Source organism: Paenibacillus sp. 203 (assembly GCF_037027525.1).
Taxonomy (GTDB): domain Bacteria; phylum Bacillota; class Bacilli; order Paenibacillales; family Paenibacillaceae; genus Paenibacillus; species Paenibacillus polymyxa_B.
Window position 1 is genome coordinate 646059 of sequence record NZ_JAXCHD010000002.1, and the last position, 20754, is coordinate 666812.

General features: G+C 46.1%; 19 protein-coding genes. 7 read left to right on the forward strand and 12 right to left on the reverse strand.

Going from position 1 to position 20754, the window contains the following annotated elements; all coding sequences use genetic code 11:
• Positions 1-8 precede the first annotated feature (8 nt).
• From WA407_RS06240 to WA407_RS06255, 4 genes are read left to right on the forward strand one after another with little or no spacing between them, the layout of a single operon-like run.
• Positions 9-1379: a YheC/YheD family endospore coat-associated protein gene (locus tag WA407_RS06240; protein ID WP_235307962.1), complete on the forward strand. Its 1371-nt coding sequence runs from the start codon at positions 9-11 to the stop codon at positions 1377-1379.
• Positions 1376-2485 carry a YheC/YheD family endospore coat-associated protein gene (locus WA407_RS06245; RefSeq protein WP_235307961.1) on the forward strand — a complete coding sequence of 370 codons (1110 nt, stop codon included), beginning with the start codon at positions 1376-1378 and terminating at the stop codon, positions 2483-2485. Before WA407_RS06240 ends, WA407_RS06245 begins: the two co-directional genes overlap by 4 nt.
• Before the next feature lie 16 nt (positions 2486-2501).
• On the forward strand, positions 2502-3017 hold the full coding sequence (locus WA407_RS06250; RefSeq protein ID WP_061831701.1) for a GNAT family N-acetyltransferase: 516 nt from the start codon (positions 2502-2504) through the stop codon (positions 3015-3017).
• Positions 2999-4189 (forward strand): YheC/YheD family endospore coat-associated protein, encoded by a 1191-nt coding sequence (locus tag WA407_RS06255; RefSeq protein WP_250261858.1) that lies wholly within the window; start codon positions 2999-3001, stop codon positions 4187-4189. The genes WA407_RS06250 and WA407_RS06255 overlap by 19 nt, the downstream gene beginning before the upstream one ends.
• A 102-nt stretch (positions 4190-4291) precedes the next feature.
• Here WA407_RS06255 and WA407_RS06260 read toward each other — a convergent pair whose 3' ends face one another.
• The 3 genes from WA407_RS06260 to WA407_RS06270 all read right to left on the reverse strand — a co-directional run bounded on the left by WA407_RS06260 (position 4292) and on the right by WA407_RS06270 (position 8573).
• The gene (locus WA407_RS06260) at positions 4292-4993 is read right to left on the reverse strand and encodes an HAD hydrolase-like protein (RefSeq protein WP_081112510.1); all 702 of its coding nucleotides are present in this window, start codon (positions 4991-4993) and stop codon (positions 4292-4294) included.
• An 84-nt stretch (positions 4994-5077) separates the two neighbouring features.
• A complete protein-coding gene (locus WA407_RS06265) occupies positions 5078-5740 on the reverse strand; it encodes a class I SAM-dependent methyltransferase (RefSeq protein WP_336076983.1) in 663 nt (220 codons plus the stop codon).
• A gap of 25 nt (positions 5741-5765) precedes the next feature.
• A complete protein-coding gene (locus tag WA407_RS06270; protein ID WP_336076984.1) occupies positions 5766-8573 on the reverse strand; it encodes a bifunctional glycosyltransferase/class I SAM-dependent methyltransferase in 2808 nt (935 codons plus the stop codon).
• A 429-nt stretch (positions 8574-9002) separates the two neighbouring features.
• Here WA407_RS06270 and WA407_RS06275 point away from each other — a divergent pair, with 429 nt between their 5' ends.
• A complete protein-coding gene (locus WA407_RS06275) occupies positions 9003-10076 on the forward strand; it encodes a glycosyltransferase (RefSeq protein WP_336076985.1) in 1074 nt (357 codons plus the stop codon).
• A 272-nt stretch (positions 10077-10348) separates the two neighbouring features.
• On the opposite strand, the gene WA407_RS06280 is transcribed toward WA407_RS06275, so the two are convergent.
• From WA407_RS06280 to WA407_RS06310, 7 genes are all read right to left on the reverse strand, one after another.
• On the reverse strand, positions 10349-10918 hold the full coding sequence (locus WA407_RS06280) for a manganese catalase family protein (protein ID WP_061831696.1): 570 nt from the start codon (positions 10916-10918) through the stop codon (positions 10349-10351).
• Positions 10919-10951: 33 nt separating this feature from the next.
• Positions 10952-11401, reverse strand: coding sequence for a spore coat protein CotJB (locus WA407_RS06285; RefSeq protein WP_323873151.1), 450 nt, complete (start codon positions 11399-11401; stop codon positions 10952-10954).
• A gap of 1 nt (position 11402) precedes the next feature.
• Positions 11403-11627 carry a spore coat associated protein CotJA gene (locus WA407_RS06290; RefSeq protein ID WP_061831695.1) on the reverse strand — a complete coding sequence of 75 codons (225 nt, stop codon included), beginning with the start codon at positions 11625-11627 and terminating at the stop codon, positions 11403-11405.
• 211 nt (positions 11628-11838) lie between these two features.
• The gene (locus tag WA407_RS06295) at positions 11839-13173 is read right to left on the reverse strand and encodes a hemolysin family protein (protein WP_336076986.1); all 1335 of its coding nucleotides are present in this window, start codon (positions 13171-13173) and stop codon (positions 11839-11841) included.
• 16 nt (positions 13174-13189) lie between these two features.
• Positions 13190-14320, reverse strand: coding sequence for a radical SAM/CxCxxxxC motif protein YfkAB (yfkAB, locus tag WA407_RS06300; RefSeq protein ID WP_023987890.1), 1131 nt, complete (start codon positions 14318-14320; stop codon positions 13190-13192).
• 97 nt (positions 14321-14417) lie between these two features.
• Complete coding sequence (locus WA407_RS06305) at positions 14418-15578, reverse strand: HD-GYP domain-containing protein (RefSeq protein ID WP_061831692.1); 1161 nt, start codon at positions 15576-15578, stop codon at positions 14418-14420.
• Entirely contained in the window at positions 15532-16986 is a 1455-nt protein-coding gene (locus WA407_RS06310) for a bifunctional metallophosphatase/5'-nucleotidase (protein ID WP_336076987.1), read from the reverse strand. Before WA407_RS06310 ends, WA407_RS06305 begins: the two co-directional genes overlap by 47 nt.
• A gap of 319 nt (positions 16987-17305) precedes the next feature.
• Between WA407_RS06310 and WA407_RS06315 the strand changes: the two genes are divergently transcribed.
• Entirely contained in the window at positions 17306-18370 is a 1065-nt protein-coding gene (locus tag WA407_RS06315; RefSeq protein ID WP_235307953.1) for an HD-GYP domain-containing protein, read from the forward strand.
• A gap of 174 nt (positions 18371-18544) precedes the next feature.
• Here WA407_RS06315 and WA407_RS06320 read toward each other — a convergent pair whose 3' ends face one another.
• Positions 18545-19399, reverse strand: a complete 855-nt coding sequence (locus tag WA407_RS06320) for a manganese catalase family protein (RefSeq protein ID WP_235307952.1) — start codon at positions 19397-19399, stop codon at positions 18545-18547.
• A 204-nt stretch (positions 19400-19603) separates the two neighbouring features.
• On the opposite strand from WA407_RS06320, the gene WA407_RS06325 reads away from it, so the two are divergent.
• The gene (locus tag WA407_RS06325) at positions 19604-20443 is read left to right on the forward strand and encodes a manganese catalase family protein (protein ID WP_165176021.1); all 840 of its coding nucleotides are present in this window, start codon (positions 19604-19606) and stop codon (positions 20441-20443) included.
• Positions 20444-20674: 231 nt separating this feature from the next.
• Here the strand turns inward: WA407_RS06325 and WA407_RS26715 are convergent, their stop codons facing one another.
• Positions 20675-20737 (reverse strand): hypothetical protein, encoded by a 63-nt coding sequence (locus WA407_RS26715; protein WP_442952024.1) that lies wholly within the window; start codon positions 20735-20737, stop codon positions 20675-20677.
• Positions 20738-20754 lie beyond the last annotated feature (17 nt).

Below are 20754 nucleotides of genomic sequence, written 5' to 3' on the forward strand. Positions count from 1 at the left end.
ATAAACAGATGAGTTTAACGCATTGCAATGTGCATTTCTCACAGCAGCCCGACAAGGTGGCGTATATATCCACTTCCTTGTTGAAAAGCCTTAAATTATCCGGAGCCAAGTCCGTACGTCTGCGGCTCGGTAAGGATCAGATTCCCGCTACAGTAAAACCCATTCAGAAGGCGGGACGCCATCTATACTTGACCTCCGGCTTACGTAATGCAATCCGTGTTCCCAAAAGCGGGGCCATCTATTTGCGAAATCTGGATGGGGATATACAGCTAGGGCCGTTGATTGGCGTGCTGTCTGACGGTACCAACTCCACCACTCGCCCTTTCGGATCACGCACAGGCTTTATTAAGCAACTGCTGAAGGAAGGCAGCAAAAAATCTTATATTTTCGCCTTCACCCCTCGGGATATTAACTGGCAAAATGATACGATTAACGGCTATTTTCTGTCTTCCAGCGGGGAATTCACACGTAAACTTGTACCTCTGCCGGACGTAATTTATAATCGTTTGCCGAGCCGACGCTCTGATTTTTCCCCGGCGATCAATCAACTACGCGAACGCTTTTCCCGCAGACGAATTCCCTTTTTTAACTGGAGCTTTTTCAATAAGTCCGATATTTATAATCTGCTGGAGAATAACCCAGATGTTAACCGCTATGTCCCTGAATCATATATGAATCCCAGCTCTGAACGTATCCGAGGTATGTTGGAGCGACATCAATTTGCTTATTACAAGCCAAGTGGAGGCAGCCTCGGTAAAGGAATCTACCGTCTGTCCCATGTTCCCAAACAAGGCTATTTTGTGAGGTACCGTAAGAAAAATAGCAATGTATTGCTAAAATTCGCCTCTTTTAACTCCATGCTCAGGATGCTTCACTCCAATCAGGGACAGATGTTAAAGGGTTACGTCATTCAACAGGGTATCCAGCTGATCGAGATTGACAATTGCCCGATTGATTTCCGATTTCACATGCATAAAAATGGAAATAATCAATGGGTCGTCGTCGGCATTGGAGCCAAAAAAGCCGGACGCGGCAGTGTCACGACCCACATCAAAAACGGTGGCTCCCTTATGACACCTGAACAGGCGTTAAACCGGGTATTCGGAGACCGGGCAGGTGAAGTGCTCCAGCGTGCCAAGAACGTAGCAGTTACGCTCGCAGAAGCCATTGAATACCATCACCAGCATCTACTGGGTGAAATCGGCTTTGATCTGGGTATTGATCAGGATGAAAAGGTATGGATGTTTGAAGCCAACTCCAAGCCAGGCCGATCCATTTTTCAGCATCCATCGTTGCGTGCGGAGGGTAAAGCATCCGTGGAGCATATTTTGGACCACTGTCTTTACCTCAGTAAATTCCGCAGAAAAGAGGAACTATGAATACCCGGGCGGAGCATAAGCCAGTCGTTGCTGTATTGACAGTGCACGACGAAGAACAATTCTTCAAGGGCAATCAGCGCAATTTCAGGGATATTCTTGAAACGGGAACACGGATGGGCTATCAGGTGTACATTGTTACCGTCAGGGACCTGAAACTGGCAGACGAAACGGTTAAGGGCTACGTTTTCAACAAGAGTTTACAGACGTGGGAGGAACAGAATTTTCCACCTCCACAGGTCATTTATAATCGCATCCCCAATCGTAATTATGAACTTAAAACCTCTGTGCGCACAAAGTTGGATGAAATTTCACATGCTTCAGACATTGAGCTGTACAATCCAGGCTTTTTTAACAAATGGGAACTGTTCAAGTGGTTGCGTACCTCGGAAACCACTCGTCAGCTTGTTCCGGCAACCAAACGGTTAAGCAACCTGTCTTCCTTAGGAAAAATGCTGTCTGCGTATCCATACCTGTATCTCAAACCGGAAAACGGTAAGGCCGGAAAAGGGATTATGATTCTTAAATTCCGCCCAGAACATCTAATGGCTTACAGACTGACCATTCAGCATGACAAAAAAAGTGTAACCTACAGATCTGTATCGCTATCCCGGCTGTGGGGACGTATCCGCCGGGAAGCGGGCAACTCGCCTTATATCATTCAACAGGGTATCGATCTGGCAACTTATCAGAAAAAACCCTTCGACCTGCGTATCCTGGTACAAAAAAATATCCGTGGCTCCTGGAGTATAACCGGGGTCGGTGCCAGACTGGCGGGTAAAGGGAGCATTACCACACATGTCCCGCGTGGCGGGAGTGTAGAGGACCCGTTCAAGCTACTGTCCTCACTGTTTGGGCCTGAAGACAGCACGGATCTACTGAACAAAGTTAAAAGTACGGCCATACAGATTGCACGTCAGATTGAACGCGCATCCGGTCTTTCTCATGGCGAAATGTCCATGGATTTGGGCGTGGATACGCTCGGAACCCTCTGGTTTTTTGAGGCCAATGCCAAACCGATGAAATTTGACGAGCCGGAAATCCGCCAAAAGTCGCTTAGACGCATATTCCAGTACAGCTCCTTTTTGGCCGGACGAATGAAATCATGATCAAGGAAGTGGAATCATGCCGCAAATTAGCGATGTTCAACATTTGCCTGCCCGGAGCTGGCTGCTGAGACGACGACAGTTACTGTTTCTGGCCCGCAGCTCAGGGGGCATGCGCATTACTCGTAATGCTCTGCGGCAGTTGGCTGTTTTGACGCCGGAGCAATTGAACACCCCTGGTTCCTCTCTCCTGTGCGCATATGTGCGCACGGAGAAGGGGCTGCGGATTGCGGGATTTTCCCTCGCTCTGAATTACGGGAAGGATGCTTGCATCGTAATTGTTCGTCCGCTTTACCGGGGCCGCAGACTGGGCGCTAGACTGCTGTCCGCCCAGCTCAAACAGCTGCGCCGTCTGACGTGCAGCGTAGCCGCCGACAATATGGCCAGTCTCAAAACCTGTTTCCGTGCTGGACTGGTTGCGCATGAAATGACGACTGGACCGACCGGGAAACCCACGCTGATATTTCACGGGGAGTTATCCCAAGATAAGCAGACGGCAGAGGAAGGTGGAATGCTGTGCCAAAACCTGTCCTAGGCATCATGACCTTGTATTTAAATAACAAGAAGCAATTGGAGGAACGTGATATATATGAGCGCATGATTGCAGAAGGGAAAAGACTGGGACTGGATATGTATGTATTCACTCCAGCAGATGTCCATAAGGATCGCAGGCTGCTCCTTGCCCAAATCTATGATCCACACAGCGGAAAATGGAGCCGAAAGTGGCGAGAGTTCCCAGATATGATTTTCGACCGTTGCCGAGTACAGCGCAGTGAACGATATCGTCAGTTGAAGCAGTTTCGATCGCAGTATACAGACCTTGTATATTTAAACCGACCGCTGAGTAACAAGTGGGTCATTCATCAGCAGCTTGCGAGAAGGTCTGCCTTTCGCCCCCATTTGCCTGCAACAGAGCTGTTCAATGGATTTCATAGTGTAAAACGGATGCTCAAACAGAATTCATTAGTGTACCTCAAGCCGATTAACGGTACGGGAGGACGCGGCATTTTACGTATTGAGCCTGTTAACAAGCAAGGGGGCCTGTATCTGATTGAAGGCCGCAATCGCAAACGCCATATTATTCCCCAGCAGCGGGTACGTCTAGACCGTCTGGAGCCGCGTCTGAGCAGCTGGAACATGGATAACTACATTGTTCAGGAAGGCATTCCTGTGCAGTTGCCCAATGGCAGGGTCCATGATTACCGTATGCTGGTGCAGAAAAATAGCCAAGGAGTATGGGAGCTAACCGGATGCGCCGGGCGAATCGGGGCACATCGGAGTGTCACTTCCAACCTGCATGGTGGAGGCAAGGCGGTACCGATGAACCAATTGCTGACGCAATGGATTCGTGATGAGGGCCGTAGAGAGAAAATCATCAAGCAGGGGGAAAAACTCGGACTGGACATCGCTGCGTATCTGGAGGAAAGCTACGGGGCATTGTGCGAGCTTGCGCTCGATTTGGCAATTAATAAGGACGGTCATATATACGTGCTGGAAGTCAACCCGAAACCAGCCCGCGAGGTATTTTCACGTATTGGAGAAAAAGATACCTATCGCCGTTCTATCGCCAAGCCCATGGAATATGCCTTGTGGGTCTACCACACACAAATTAATCCAAAGCCTCAGACGGACTACAAAGCAGAAGATAAAACAGAAGATAAAGCAGAGAGTAAGACTGAGAATAAGACAAAGGAAGGCTCCGCGTAAAGTGGCTGCCTTCCTTTCTTTTTCGTCTGCCCGACAGTGCTAGCATGTTTTATTTATATGGTACGTCAAGCCTATTTATAACCATTAACCTGTGTTTCACAGTTACTCGGCGTTTTTATAAAGTGTAAGCAGTTGCGTAAAGTCCGTAATAATCGCATCAGACCCCTTCAATTCATCGTTCACGCCAAATCCAGCATAAGCACAACCGATCACCGTCTGTCCGTTCTTTTTGCCTGCTTCCACATCTGAGGAGCGATCTCCTACCATCCATACATTCGAAATATCGTGCTTGCTCAACAGAATTTCCAGCAAATTCACTTTGGAAAGCGTGCTGTACTCCCCAGCGCTGTACAGTCCTTCAAAAATGGGAACCATTTCATACGCAGCAGCGATCCCTTTTACATAATCCTCCAGGCCGTTACTGGCTACGAACAATCGGACACCTTGCTCATGAAGGGACTGGAGTGTTTCTTTTACATGTGGATACAGGGCATGACTTCCGCTCTTCAATCCCTCCAGCTCCAGCTGAAGCAGCAGCTCGTCCGCTCTTCTGTGGGCCGCTTCGCTGGCTTCCGGCATCACTCTTCTCCAGATTTCATCCAGCAACATACCCAAACTATTCAAAATAAGCTCCTCGGGAGGAGTCTCTCCTTCATAAAGCCCTTCAGCGCGCAGCGTATCAAACAGCTTGTGGTACGCAGGAAGCAATAGCGTCTCCGTCTGAAAAAGTGTACCGTCCATATCAAATACCATAGCCTCAGGTTTCTTCAACACAGGTGCATTGTTCATGTAGTTATCAGTCATTCCTTTCCTATGTAGGTTTACAACTCTAACCCCTCTCATGATAAGCAATAAGAGAGGTCCGTGTAAACCTCATTGCGCATACCGCTAACTCTTATATTTTTTTAAAACAGTCCTAAAACAATGCAGACCGCCCCACATAACCGTGTGTAAAGCACCCCGTGGAAGCTTGATATCCACACCATTCCAATACGAAAATCCCGCCTGCTCTATCCATTGCTCCATCGCTGATAAGTCCACTGTAGGATAATCAAACGTCAGCAGAAGCATTCCGTCATCCCGTAAAGTCCGGTGAAATTCACGTAAGGCTGCCAAAGATTCATCAGGCGTTAAATGCTCCAGTACCGAGATACATACAATTTTGTCAAAACTGGCATCCTCATAGGGGAGAGCCGTCAGATTGGCATGTGCGGAGTGGAGACGAACTGGTAAAATCTCCTGAATGCGCTCGGCAGCCTCCTCTCCGATATCCCGCCGCACCTCGGCCAAAATGGCATCCACGGAAACGATCCGTATATCCAGGTCGCAGGCATAGACCTGAGCGCAACGGCGGGCCAACTCAAATTTGAATGGATGAGGGATTCCACATGCTGCGTCCAGTACTGTATCTTGCCCAGACATAAATTGGAGACACCACTCATACTCATAGGGGCGACTCCACCAGCTTTGGGGGAGTCTGTAAATCATGTTGGAGGAGTTGGGGTCAGAATATACAAAAAAGCGAGACAGATACGGATCAGACATGTTCATGGATACTGCCTCCTTTTGGGGATGACTAAATTACCTTTGCGACACAGCACAGTTCATGACCCCGTTTCTCGCCTTGAAGTTTGGCCAACAATGCCCTTTGCTCCGTAAGGGTAAGCTCACCGTACAAAGGATGGGCTTGCAGCAAGGCATCTAAACCAGAGGGAAGCTGGCGGGTGAACAAAGCCACCGGGCGCAAGCCGGACTTTGCCAGTAAGAGCGCAAGCGTATGCTCAGAATAATGATACAAATGATCTTCCTCCGTAAATAAAGGCGAGTAAACGCCATAAGCCTCATTGGTGAACGAATTTTTGTTGGGCACCGTAATATAGATCGTCCCGTCAGGTTGAAGCTGTTCGCGTAAATCTGTCAAAAATGCAACTGGGTCCGCAATATGCTCCAGCACATGCCAGCATGCTACGGCCTCGTATTTGTGATCCAGTGGTAAATCAGTATCTTCTTCGGCTTCTTCTACTTCATTCAATTCCTGTATTTCATGTGCTTCTTGGGTTTGAGTATCTTCTTCGGCTTCATCGCCCCAGTAACCCGGCAATAAATCCACGTCATATTTGTATTTGGCGTAAGCACGCGAGTCTATGGAAGGTTCAATGCCCACTGCATCCCAGCCGGCTTGAAGGGCAGCATGGATAAATTCTCCGGTACCTGATCCAATCTCAAGCAATTTCCCTTTACCGGTACTGAACATATCCAGCAGCATGAGTCCAAAAAGGGCATGATCTCCATAAGTTGATGCTGCTGCACTATCCCGCATAGCAACCCATTTGGCATTATAAATCTCTGCAATCATATCTTCAGGCTGTATATGATCCACATCATTACGAAAAACCAATCCGCAGGAACCGCATCCCATCAAGGTAAAGCGTTCATAGCTATGAAATACTGCCGTGTCAGATGAGCCACACAGTTTGCATTTACTATAAAGTAAGTCCTTGGTTTCACTTTTTATTTGCAGATCGGAATTATCAATAACCTGGACACTCGAAATCTCGGCAACATCCATGTCGTTTACCTGGTGGGCAGCTTCATATTCTGGTGCAGTTTTTTCTTCTACATTTATGTTGTCCTGATTCACCCAGAGCGTGAGTCGGGGGTTCGGGTCCAAAATAGATTCATATTGCTCTTTCCAGCCATAACGAGCACTTGGATCAAGCAACTGGTAACGCTGAAATTTGGCCATGCGAATAGCAGGTGTATACCATCCCCAATGCTGGATGCGGTAGTTGCTGATTTCACTGGGAAGGTCAAGCACATTTTCGGGAAATCTCCCACAGTGCAAGGACTGCTCCTTCCATTTATAAGAGAACTCTTCCTTATATCGATACAAAAAAGGACGGTAATACCGATGAGCCTGCCAATAATCATCATCGCGGTAATGCGTGGGAGACCACATATCAAACAACCTGAAACAAATCGTATCGGCTTTCGTTCCCGCTAACAACGAATGTACCCCTTGAGCAAAACGGGATTCAAACATTTCGTCAGCGTCCATGTTTAATATCCATTCGGGAGAGGAAGCCAACGTCTCTCTCCACTGCTGCTTACGCAGCTCTAATTCATTGGTAAAAGAAGCTGTTTCATTGCGTATTAAACGCAGTGGGATTCCCTTTAGGATCTCACGGCACAACTCTCCGCTATCATCCTGACTGCCATCATCAATAATGACCGCTTCATCAATATATTCCCGATGACTCCGCAGCACGTCAATGAGCTTGCGATCTGCCTCATTGTATACCGTCATAGTCAGCGTCAATTTGGGTTTGGTGACAGGTGGCGTATGAAGTTCACTTTGTCGTGGACCAGAGAATGTTTGTGGTACAGTAAAAGAATCTGCAGTGTACTTGGCAAAGACAGCTGACTCACGGAGATCATACGGTATAACAGGAGGTTCAGGGAACTTAGAGGGACTTGATGATGCAGAACGATTGAAGGCAGGAGAATTAGTAGAAGTATCGGAGTGATCCAGATATGCTAAATGTTCTGAAGGGTCCGTATGAACACCACTCGTTGTAAAATACTTTAGGGCGAATAGTAGCTGCTCTGCTTTCATTCGGTCCGCTTCCCGGTACAGATGCATCGCCGGATAGTGTGTATCCACAAAAAGTGGAAATCCATATGCAGCTGCCCGAATACAGAAATGTCGATCTTCTCCCCAATAGGAAACGTTTTTGATTTTACCAAAGTGAATCCCTGCTTCCAGTGCACGTCTGCGGATTAGGGTGCAAGCGCCTAGACCACCCACCTCGTACAAACCAGGAACATGCAATTGGTGTATGAAATGCAACTCGCGTTGCGCTCTCTCCTCTGCCGACAACACTTCGCCTTCTTCACGATGGAACAAATTATATTCATCACTAACCCACACCTGAGGCAATAGAGGCCCCTCCGGCTGCCAGCGTGTCCAGAAAATCTCAGATACAATATCCTTCTCCGCCTCCACCAGCTTACATAAGGTACGGGAATGGAGAATCAGGTCAGAATCGACCAAAAACAGCGCGTCATAATTATGCTGAAGTGCATAATCAATAAGACGATTTTTAAAGCCAGCCACTTTCCAGACGAGGGCAGGCGGCCAATAATGAGTGTGCTCATCACTTCGGTTCTCTACTTGCTGTGAGCCTGTCAACAAGGGTAAAACCCTGCCCGGCAGCCGATTGGAAAAATCGGCAAGCCATTGGCTTGAAGTCGGATTGTCATTATCATCGACAAATAAATAATCCGGCAGCACATCAGGTGCCTCCAGTCGCTCCAAAGCTTGAAGAAATAAAGACAATATTTCCGGCTTCTGGTGCACCGGGCTACCGATTAGTATACGCATGATTCAACGCCTCCATCAGGTAGAAGCCTCATAAACCGTTCTCCCTCCATGTCCTAAGACATACCGTAATTGCGGCCAAGCGATATGGGAGTGAGCGTGGTATGAATGGACTTACACCTGGAAATATCAATGAAAACGACATCAATACAAAAATACAATCTTACCCTCCAGTTAACTGCCTTTTTTTCTGTTACCGGTTTTCTAACTACATTTAGCCATCAAATTTATTTCCCGGTCGCACTTGATAATATCGAATTTTGCACAATCTCCTCCTCTTCATATCAGACTTTGATTTTCTAATTTATTAGAGCAAGATTGAATTTATGATCATCACACATCCTCTAAACGATCCATAGGAATTACTACATAATGAGCAAGCTATCCTAATAAAATGGAGATTATACCAAGTTTTTTGGGGGGACAAAGAGCATGGTAACTGTCAGCTTATGTATGATTGTCAAAAATGAAGAAGAAGCCCTTCATACCTGTCTGAAATCAGTCCATGACCTAGTAGATGAAATCATTATCGTTGATACTGGTTCTACCGACAGAACCCAAGAGGTCGCTGCATCGTTCAATGCTCGGGTATACAATTTTGAATGGTGCGATGATTTCTCCGCAGCCCGCAATTATGCGTTTGATCAGGCAACACAGGAATATCAATTTTGGCTGGATGCTGATGACATCCTAGAGGAGCAAGATCGACTGGCATTTCTCGACTGGAAAAAACAAGCCACCGTCTCGTATGACAGCATTACGATGGATTATGTGCTATCTGTAGATGAACAGGGGCAGCCGCTGCATAAGCTCAAAAGAAACCGAATTGTGCGGCGTGATCGTAGATTCAGATGGATCGGCTTTGTGCACGAATTCCTGAATGTGACTGGCAGCACCTTTCACAGCAATATGGCAGTGACTCATAAAAAGACACGTGCCTACACTGACCGTAATTTACATATTTATCTCCAGCACCGGGAGAAAGGCACTGCATTTTCTGAGCGAGATCACTATTACTTCGCTAATGAACTATATGATAACGGACGCATACTAGAAGCCATCCAGCAGTACGAACACTACCTGGGGCTCAATCAAGGATGGATTGAGGATCGGATTGCTGCTTGCTTTAAGCTAGCAGATTGCTACGCTCACCAGGGTCAAAAACAGGAGCAGCGTATGGCACTGCTTCGCACACTCAACCTCGATGTACCACGCGCCCAGTTCTGCTGTGCCTTTGGCAATTTGTTCATTGAAGATGAGCAGTATACTCAAGCCATATATTGGCTTCGTCAGGCGACGCTGATTGAGCCCCCACAAGATGTGATGGCCTTAACCAATTCGTCGTACTATACCTGGTTTCCACACTTGCAATTATGCCTGTGTTACGACCGAATCGGCGACATTGAAAAGGCAAAATCGCATCATCGCATAGCTCTGTTGCACCATCCTACTCATCCAAGCGTCTTATACAACGAGCAGTATTTTGCACAGCTAGAACAGAAATAAGTTTTCTGTCGGTGGTTATGGAATTTTCTCCTTTGATGTGGCTGCCTATTTAAATATTGAGGAAGGCTATCCTCTGCTTTGTATTAAAACACAGTTTCTAGTCTAGACGTCCAAAAAATCTATTGTTCCAAGCCATTAATATTAGGGGATAGGTGAATGTAAAAAAAATAAAAAAGGGCCACCTGCACTTGAGGCTTGCAGATGGCCTTTCCTATTTGTAATAATATATAGAACAAGCTAACAATTTAAACCGTTGATGGTATAAAACTTTCTCAGAACACTTTCTTCCGGTCTCTTTCCCCCTTCAAAATTTCCACTGACTCACGGAAACGCAGCGAATGAATCACTTCACGTTCACGCAGAAACTTCAGACTATCCTGCAAATCCACATCGTCTGTCAGATCAATCAGCCACTGATATGTAGCTCGAGCCTTTTCCTCTGCCGCTATGTCCTCATATAGATCGGCAATCGGGTCCCCTTTGGCTTGAATATAGGCCGCCGTAAAAGGAACACCGCCGGCGTTTTGATAATATAGCGCATGATCGTGCGCCGCGTAATATTCCCCTAGCCCAGCTGCCTTCATTTGCTCCACGCTCGCATCCTTGGTCAGCTTATAGATCATAGTCGCAATCATCTCGAGATGCGCAAATTCCTCCGTGCCTATGTCGTTCAGTACGCCAATTACCTTATCGGGAATCGTATAGCGCTGATTCAGATAGCGCAATGCCGCTGCCAGCTCGCCATCCGCTCCACCATACTGCTCCATAAGCAGTTTGGCCATATGAGGATCACATTTGCTGACACGTACGGGATATTGCAGTTTTTTCTCATATACCCACATTCATGTTCCTCCTTTATAAAAGGTTATACCTACCTAGACCTGCCACGGCCAAGGGGATTGACTCCACTCCCAAGGATACTTGGAATAAGCACGGCCAAAATTTTGTAAAGGCCCATATAGCATCTGATACTCGTTAGCAATCGCCGTTCTTTCCTGCGTCAGCTTATTGAACTGTTCGATAGCCTGTAAATCATCTGGGTGCGTATCCAGATACAAATTCAGCTCCACCAACACAAAATCCACCGCTTGGAGCTTCTCCAGCAACGCATAAAACTGAGCATCAACTGGCTTGGTTTGGGGCGTGTAGCCTTGGGCCGGGTTTCCGGCTTGACTATAGCCCTGAGTTTGGTTCTGATACTGGTTCTGGTATGGATACGGATTTGAATAAGGGCTTTGATATGGATTCGGCTGTTGCTGCCCGCTCTCATGCTGATTTTGCTGCTGGAATTGGAATGGGGACTGACCCTGATTTGGATTCTCCATTCTATTCGCCTCCCCCCTGGTTTCTCCTAGGCTCATAAGGGCTGTAAAGCAAAGGCCATAGCGTTCCCTTCGTCAGTGCCTCATCTGGACTGAATTGTGGTAGACCAGGGGGCTGAAATTGTATAAACAAGTTTGGCGGAAGCACATAAGTCTTACACAGAACGGGCGGACACGGATCGAATGGGCCGACAAACGGGGCATACTCACCTTGCTGTGGAAATTTCACGGGCCGGAACCTCCTTTGATTGATCCATCTGTTTTACTATTCAACATATGCCGCATCGCCCAAGTCTCGAACAAAAAATCACAGATAAAAATAATTGTTCAAGAAAATAACCATAGAACTATTTCTAATCAAAAAAGAGCCTTTAAAACCACGGTACGTGGATCTAAAAGCTCTTTCTTCAGCACTCTATAATAACTTACATACCTGAAAGCTAATCTTCAATCACAGGCTCAGGCTTGCGGTGAATCTTCACTCTCATTATGCGAAGCCTTGTTGCTTCCTCCACCTCAAAGGTAAGGTTATAAAACTCAATTCTCTTCCCTTTCACCGGAATGCCCTCCAATTCCTTGAACAGCCATCCCCCGATGGAATCCACCTCGTCATCTTCAATGTTCACTCCAGTTAAATCATTGACATCCTCAATGAGCATACGACCGTCCACAGAGATGAAGTTCTCCTTCATTTCCACACTCGGGCGTTCATCCTCAAATTCATCATAGAGATCCCCGACGATTTCCTCCAAAATTTCCTCCGCTGTCAGCAGCCCGGCCGTTCCGCCGTACTCATCTACCACGAGAGTCATTTGGGAATGTTTTTTCTGCATAAGGCGTAGCACGTGACTCACTTCCATGGACTCCGGCACATTCAAAATAGGACGTACCACCGAAGCCAGATCCAATTGATCTCCCTGCTCAGCTAGCAGAAGATCTGTAATATGGACAAAACCGATAATCTGGTCTTTATCCTCAACCGCCACCGGGTAGCGGGAATGCTTGGTCTCGCTGATGATCTTGAGATTTTCCTTAAACGACAAATTCGTATATAAACAATCCATATCTGTACGCGGCAGCATGATTTCACGGGCAAGCAAGTCGGAAAAATCAAAAATATTATCCATCAGCTTAATTTCGTCCTTATCAATCACACCGCTTTTGGCGCTCTGATTCATCAATATACGAATCTCTTCCTCCGAATGAGCCGCTTCGGCTTCACTAGCCGGCTGAATGCCGAATGCGCGCAACAGCAAGTTTGCCGCAGCATTCAATACCCAGATCACAGGCAGAAAGACCTTATAAAAAAGCAGCAAAGGCGCCGATAAAAACAACGCCACACCTTCGGTCTTCTGAATCGCTAAGGACTTTGGCGCCAGTTCCCCCAATACGATATGCAAAAAGGTAATTACGCAAAATCCGACGATAACAGATACCGTTGTAATCAGTGTACCGTCAGTTACACCGAGTTTGTGCATGAGTGGCTCTATCAGGTAGCCGGATATTGCTGGCTCTCCAATCCAACCCAAGCCCAATGAAGCCAGCGTAATGCCTAATTGGGTGGCGGACAGATAAGCATCCAACTTTTGGTTCACCTTCAGCGCATAGCCTGCCAGGCGATGACCCTCGCTTTGGAGCTGCGTCAATCGGGATTGGCGCATTTTGACCAGCGAAAATTCTGCGGCCACAAATACACCATTTAGAAAGACAAGCAGCAGTACCAAGAGGAGATTCACAGCTAGCAATCCCCAATGAAACTCGGTATGACCATCCAATACGAACTCCCCATTTCTATAGTTGTAATGCTTTTCTTGATTTAAAGTCTATTCCTTTGTAATACATATCCGCCACGAGCAGATTTGGTCCACAACAGGCAGCGGCATCACAATGACAGTTCACAGTCTGATTCAGCGGATGCTCATTCAGCCATTCACCAAAAATATCGTCCAGACTATCTTCCTGAATATTTCCGAAAGCCGGTATGTCTGCAAAATCTGTCACATACACGCTACCCGTGAACATATTCACATTCACACGGTTTCTTCCATCCGGATCATTACGCACCGTAATATTCGGTTCCTGACGCAAGCGTCGAAGCAGTTTGCGGTCTTCTTCCCGATCCGAACAAGCAAAGAACGGCAATGTGCCAAACAACATCCACATGTCCTGATTACGTACATCCAGCAGCTTATGGATAGAGTTCCGCATGTCGTCGAGTGAAAGCACAGGCAAAGCAGAGGCAAAATTCGACGCGTACATTGGATGAACCTCATGCCGTCGGCATCCCATTTCGTTGATTAATTGATGAATGCCCTCCAGCTTCGTATGTGTCCGATAGTTAATCATGGATTCAGCTGAAATGAACATCCCCATTTCACTCAATCTGCGAGCATTTTCCATCATTTTTTCATACAGGCGAACAGCACCCGCACGTGGAGTCGGTCGGCCGGTATTTGCAAAACCCACTTCATAAAAATCGTCCGCATTCAAATAGTTAAATGAAATATGCATCACATCCAGATAAGGAAGCATCTTCTCATATCTGCGAATATCTAATGTCAGATTGGAGTTGATTTGCGAGCGAATACCGCGCTCCTTGGCATATTTCAGCAGTGGAACGATTACTTCATCCACTGTTTTATCAAGTAAAGCAGGTTCCCCACCTGTAATACTGATCGTCTCCAGATGCTCGACTTCATCCAAACGCTTCAGCATTAGGTCTAGCGGAAGGAAAGGGGCCTCCTTCATAACCAGCATATCGCCAACAGCGCAATGCTCACAGCGCATATTACATAGATGCGTTACGGTCATCTCCACACTCGTAAGCAAATGACGACCATGTGTACGCAGTGAGACAATCGGGTCCCACGGATCATAGGTTGGCGATATTTGGGGTAGCGTGTTATTTTGTAGAACTGTCATTATGTTTTCACCTTATTTCTGTTATTAACCTCAAAAGACGTATAATTATCATATCATGATGTGTAAAGTGTCTGCATACTTTCTTCTACATCATCTGCTAATCTACGTGTACTCCTCCGAAAGGGGCTACAGTAGCACCCAATGTGTTTGTAATCATAACCGAGAGGGATACGGACAAATCCACATCATAAGGTGCCTTCACTTCCTGCCCATCCCGGTCCCTTACAATGCGAATGACGGGTCTTTGCGGGATTTTGGGATGTATACGCACCACGACCCCCTCTTCCCCCGTGTTGAGCACCACAGAGAGTCCCAGGGGGTAAATAGCTACACAGTCACGAAAGGCTTCCAGCATTCGCTGCTCATATAACGTTCCTGCCCCGGCGTACAGCACTTCCATCGCTTCATAGGGCAACAAAGCCTGTTTGTATATCCGACTTGCTGTCATTGCGTCGTACGAGTCGGCCAGACCGATCCATTTCGCATATTCGTGGATCTGGTCCTTTTTCCAACCGTGTGGGTATCCACTGCCGTCGATACGCTCATGGTGCTGTAATGCACAATGAGCCGACAATAAGGGAATGCCAGGTTCGTCTTTGAGCAGCTTGTAGCCGATCACCGTGTGTGTTTTCATATGCTCATATTCCTCATCCGTCAATTTACCCGGCTTATAGAGTACTTGAGGTGAAATTTTCATTTTACCAATATCGTGCAGTAGTGAACCTATCCCCAGCTCCATGAGCTGGTTATTATCGTAGCCATTGGATATCCCAAGTACTAGTGAATACAAACATACGTTCAAAGAATGATGATACAAATCCTGATCCGCGGCCCCGATATCCATCAACATAATGACGGCGTCCTGACGGCCTCCAATATCGTCCAGAATGGATTCCATCACCTTATAAAATGACTTGCCAAAATATTTGTGCTTATGATCTACGGAGTAGGATGATAACCCTTGAAACTGCTTTTTGATTTCCTGTAGCGCCGCGGCCCTTGTCTGTTCATGAATCATCTCAGGAATGACGATATCTTCTGTCACAGCATCCTCAATGTATACATATCCAATACCGACTTGGCCTAGACGTTCAATCAATCGCGAAGTAAGCTCAACACCTTCCGAGAGCAGCACCATTCCGTTTTCATTGTAAATTTTCTTGCCAAGCTTCATGCCGGCTCTCAATAATGTAACAGGTACCAGTCGCAGCTTAATCCTCTCCCGATTGTTTTGATACCTGAAGCCACCTAGCTGCAAAACATTCTTCCATCGCGCCCGGACGCTTCAACTCCATTTCAATCATATCCCGTAAAAATTCTGGAAGCATAAATCGGAGATCTGTTCCGTTCGCAAGCACCTCATAACCTGCTTTGAAAGTGAACATATCCAACGTGCCCACTGTGTATTCCTCATACTCTTCCAAAGGTTGACCCGCTACACGAATGTCCGTCACTTTTTCATAAGGAGCACGGCCAGGGTCATACTGAATGGCCAAGCCTTCCACACACATCGTGCCAAGCACTTTGCCTCTGAAGCCAAAACCCGTCATGGGCTTGTCTGTAAATTCAGGTAGCAAGGACTGCTCCAGCGCCAACCGAATATCTCTTCCCCGCAACTTCATAACACAGGCATTAATCGGCGAAGGGCATAAGGAATGTAGGATTCCTTTGCTGATATCCCCTTGAGGTAATGGGCCGAGCAGTTGTCCCGCATTGACGAGGGCAATTTCTGTTCCTGTAAAATGGGACACCGCTTGTGCCAGCATATTCCCGAAAGGGGATTCCTGATCATATGCGATCTCCAGTTTTCGATCCGCCACCGCAACTGTGCTCTCCATGGCGCGTTCTGCTTGTCTGCGATGCACCACAATGGCCGATGCCACTTTTTCGTCCAGTAGTGTCTGATCCACAGGAACTACGCCGCCCGACGTGACTCGAAACGGTTCGAGGCTATTGTTACGACTTAGTGTCACTTCACCCAGCAGCGTTCCGAACTTACCCGCCCCACATAAAGCTGTTTTTCCGATCCAAAGCGGTTCTTCCAGCACATGATGGGTGTGACCTCCAAGGATAACGTCAATTTCAGGAAACTGCGACGCTAATTTTTTATCGGAAGGTAGACCCAGGTGCGACATCACAACCAAAACATCAACCTGCTTTCTCAGTGCCGCGATCTGCTTCCCCAGCACCTCAAACGGATTGAGCACATCCCAACCCAGCAATTGATAAAACTCTACAAAAGGAGCCGTCACACCAAGTAAACCCACCTTAATTCCTGCTTTATCTACGATAAGGGATTCCTTCATCCACGAAGGGCTCATCCCCGTGGCACGCTCTGTCATATTGCCGCATACGACCGGACAATGAATCCCCGCATATGCCTGTTCAATCATATCCGGAGTAAAAGTCAGTCCCTCATTGTTACCGATCGTAATTGCATCGTATCCTGTTAGATTAATCACATCCACATTTGCCCCACCGAGCGTTCCTTCCGTTTCGGGGGCCATCCGGTCCATGTGGTCTCCTATGTCGAGCACAAGCAGCGCATCCCGTGATGCGGCTCTTCGTTCATCGATCATCGCGGCTATCGAAGGCATACTGCCAAAATGACTATGGATATCATTGGTATGCAAAATGGTCAACGTTTGCCGAGTCGTCATCTCCATAACCGCCCTCCTCTATACTTTATATATATCGACTTTGGAGCTTCTAATGTTTAAGCATACCATGTTATTTAGCAATATGGTACATATGAGTGGACATAGTCCTTAAGCTTCGCTGTACTCTCTGGGCAATCTCATATCCTAAACATAGTGAAAGGTATTGACGTTATCTACTGTAGGTATCTGATAGGAAACGGGTTCCTGGGACCTATTTTACAGCTTGGAATAATAGTAAATTAGTCGTTGTCATACCATTTAATTCTTGATATATTAAGTTTGTTTCGTATTTTCGACAAATTTACGACAATAAGGAGGTTAGCGCATGAGAGTACACGTTACCGATGCCAAGCCGGGAGATCGCCTCAAATCCGATACATACAATGGGCACGGTGTACCTGTCATGATTCAGGGCACCGAGCTACAGCATGACGATATTTCCAAACTCATTATGCACGGTGTCGATTATATCGACATTGATGCCGGTTCAGCGAGCATTCCGGTTGACTTTGCCCCCGATGTCCCAGCTTCCCCCGAGTCCCTCAAACGTGCCGTTCCTCTCATGGAGCAGACGATCAGTGGCTTTGAAAGCATGTTTCTCAAAGCCTCCTCAACTGGAAAATTTGATGAATATCGAGTCGATGAGCTGTTCGGCCCTCTTGTTTCAGAGCTGGCTCGTCAAAAAGATGTCGTATCTCTGCTATTAATTATGGAACGGGGAGATCACTATACCTATAATCATTCTCTCCAAGTAGGTGTACTGTCATATTACATTGCCACATGGCTTGGATATACGGAAGAAGAAGCATATGCCGCTGGTAAAGCTGGGTACTTACATGATATAGGCAAGTCCATGATACCGGATGAAATTTTGAACAAACCGGATAAACTGACACCCGAAGAATTCCATGAGATGAAAAAACATTCGCTATATGGCTATGATATTATCCGCAATTCAACCAGCGATGAGATTTCTGCAATTGTCGCCTTGCAGCATCACGAGCGTGAAGATGGAAGTGGATATCCCCATGGACTGTTCAAGGAAGATATTCATCCTTTTGCCAGCATAACAGCTATTGCCGACGTGTATAGCGCGATGATTTCCAATCGTGTGTACCAGACGAAGCAGGAACTGCTCACCGTATTACGTGAGCTGCACAGCATGAGTTTTGGACATCTAAACCCAGAAGCTACCCAAGTGTTCATCAGACACATGCTTCCTAATTTCATTAATAAGCAGGTTCTGCTGACTACAGGTCAGACAGGAACGATTATTCTGAACAATCCTGCTGATTACTTCAGACCCTTAGTGAGAATTACCGATAATGAATATGTAGATTTGTCTAGAGAACGCCATGTATCCATTGATGAAATTTATTTGGAATCCTGATCCGCTACTACTGCCTCCCGGCGTTACTTCGGTAGAACGAAATGTTATGCCGAATTACAGGCTACGCGAATAAAAAAAGAGACTGTCCTTGATTCGTAGGTTCTTTACGAAGGACAGCCTCTTTTTATGTTACGGACATTAACCTAGTTACTATCCTTACTTATTTGTTTAAACCTAAGTGTTAAGATCATGCAGACCTGGGCTATGTTCATTAGGCAATTCAGGCATATACGGAAGAGGAAAACCTTCTGGAGGATCCATTACACTCAAATCCCCACCGTTTCTGCTTGGAGTTTGCCCATTGAATATTTCTCCAATACGGGTAGAATCCAATCGAAAATTAAACTGTGCATTGTGAAAGCCCATTTCAACATACTTCCGGCATTCTGGATACTTGTTAATATCGTAGTTTGGAACCGGGAACAATTTTCCCCAATCAACTCCAAGTGTCTCTAAAGCTTTGGCAAACGCATTCTGATGAGCATTATCCCGCACAATCAAAAAAGCCAACGTTTCCCGGAATGTTTTGTTCGAGCTCATTTCGTAAATTCGGGATTTTTGCAGAACCCCTGTAGATTCGAGTACGAGATTGTCAAGCAAATCACTAATCAGATTGCCGTGGGAATAAACATAACTGCCTAGCCAAGGGTTTCCACTTGCATCAACAGGTAAGGAACTTTGAGCTCCCATAATAAAATGATGAGGATTTGCGTGTTTTATCGCCTCATCTAAAGGAGCATGATCAATTCCAGCATCGCCGGCTTGGTCTGCGCCTGAGCCAGTCAGAAGTTGATTAATAGTATGTTGGACCAGTTCAACATGACTAAGCTCCTCTAGAAAAACTCCGCGTATCAAATCCCTAAACTGCACAGCATTACCACGAAAATTATTACTTTGAAAGAAAAACTGCATCATGGTACGCATTTCTCCGAATCGACCACCTAATACTTCTTGAATCACTTTAGCAGCAGCCGGGTCGGGCTTATCGGGTACTATTATGTTAATTAGATCTTCTTTATAAAAATACAATGTAAAAAAACCTCCTTAAACTTTTTTTAAAACGTGAACATATGCTTCCCTCCTTAATAATTTTTATACAAACCAAACAAACAGATAGTTAAATGTAAAGACTCCTATCAGATTGTTGTTATGCTGATCCTCGTTTTATTACATCTTGAAAAGGTTAAATACAGTTAGAATTTACTAAGCTGCTTAACTATAGGAGGAGTAATTATGTTTAGACATCAAAAAGAGTTGCAGTTTGAAGTGAAAGTGGAGCGTCCTGATCCTCTTTTTGCCCGGCAGGTACAAGAAGTTTTGGGGGGGCAATTTGGAGAAATGACCGTGATGATGCAATATTTATTTCAAGGGTTTAACTGTCGCGGTGAGGAAAAATATAAAGATATGCTAATGGACATTGGAACTGAAGAAGTGGGGCATGTGGAGATGCTGTGTGCTTTAATTAGTCAACTACTTGATGGAGCTAAACCAGAAGATCAAGAACAAGCTGCAAAAGACCCTGTTACGGCTGCCATTATGGGGGGAATTAACCCGCAGCACTTGCTGGTCAGCGGTCTTGGTGGATTACCTAGTAATTCAAATGGAGTTCCATGGAACGGCTCTTATATCGTCGCAAGTGGCAACCTATTGGCGGATATGCGGTCCAATTTGCACGCAGAGAGTCAGGGTCGGTTGCAGGTAGCAAGGCTATATCATATGACACAAGATGAAAGCGTCAGAGCTACACTACGGAAAATGCTAGCACGTGACCGCTATCACCAATATCAATGGATGGCGGCAATCCAAGAATTGGAAGAAAAAAACGGTGTTGTGGTCCCCGCTTCTTTTCCTCCTGAAGCAGAGCAAGAGTCTCAGCCTGAAGCTTATGAGTTTTGGAATTTGTCTGAAGGCGAAGAATCCAGTGAAGGTTTGTGGGCAACAGGAAGTGCGCCGGATGGAAGCGGGAGCTATGTATACATCTCTAACCCTGTTGCCAAAGGTCAAATCTATAGTGCCAAAATACCAGCAACCGAATTACATCATGACTTAGACCATAAAACTTCAGATAAATAAACAAGTAGCAGACGAGCTGTCCCAACATTAAAGATTGCTAATTGGTGACACTGACCATAAAAATGAAACAAAAAATATATACTTAAAATTCGAATAAGGCAGCTTATCATAAGGCATAAAATCATAGCCGGTCATAATCAAGAAGTACAGAATCAATGTAAGACTAAAAAGCCCTGCCGACCATGGGACTGACCCCCGTTTGTGAGACAGGGATCAAAACACCTTTCAAGTTTAAGCAGCCAGTCGCCTGTAATCTACCGGCGACTGGTTATTTAGTTTCGTTTGAATCCGAATTGAGTTATAGTAGGTGA

Excerpts from the sequence above, each read along its gene's own strand:
- WA407_RS06240 (WP_235307962.1), top strand. The coding sequence starts at position 9 with ATGAGTTTAACGCATTGCAATGTGCATTTCTCACAGCAGCCCGACAAG.
- WA407_RS06245 (WP_235307961.1), top strand. The coding sequence starts at position 1,376 with ATGAATACCCGGGCGGAGCATAAGCCAGTCGTTGCTGTATTGACAGTG.
- WA407_RS06250 (WP_061831701.1), top strand. The coding sequence starts at position 2,502 with ATGCCGCAAATTAGCGATGTTCAACATTTGCCTGCCCGGAGCTGGCTG.
- WA407_RS06260 (WP_081112510.1), bottom strand. The coding sequence starts at position 4,993 with ATGACTGATAACTACATGAACAATGCACCTGTGTTGAAGAAACCTGAG.
- WA407_RS06265 (WP_336076983.1), bottom strand. The coding sequence starts at position 5,740 with ATGAACATGTCTGATCCGTATCTGTCTCGCTTTTTTGTATATTCTGAC.
- WA407_RS06270 (WP_336076984.1), bottom strand. The coding sequence starts at position 8,573 with ATGCGTATACTAATCGGTAGCCCGGTGCACCAGAAGCCGGAAATATTG.
- WA407_RS06275 (WP_336076985.1), top strand. The coding sequence starts at position 9,003 with ATGGTAACTGTCAGCTTATGTATGATTGTCAAAAATGAAGAAGAAGCC.
- WA407_RS06280 (WP_061831696.1), bottom strand. The coding sequence starts at position 10,918 with ATGTGGGTATATGAGAAAAAACTGCAATATCCCGTACGTGTCAGCAAA.
- WA407_RS06285 (WP_323873151.1), bottom strand. The coding sequence starts at position 11,401 with ATGGAGAATCCAAATCAGGGTCAGTCCCCATTCCAATTCCAGCAGCAA.
- yfkAB (WP_023987890.1), bottom strand. The coding sequence starts at position 14,320 with ATGACAGTTCTACAAAATAACACGCTACCCCAAATATCGCCAACCTAT.
- WA407_RS06310 (WP_336076987.1), bottom strand. The coding sequence starts at position 16,986 with ATGGAGATGACGACTCGGCAAACGTTGACCATTTTGCATACCAATGAT.
- WA407_RS06315 (WP_235307953.1), top strand. The coding sequence starts at position 17,306 with ATGAGAGTACACGTTACCGATGCCAAGCCGGGAGATCGCCTCAAATCC.
- WA407_RS06325 (WP_165176021.1), top strand. The coding sequence starts at position 19,604 with ATGTTTAGACATCAAAAAGAGTTGCAGTTTGAAGTGAAAGTGGAGCGT.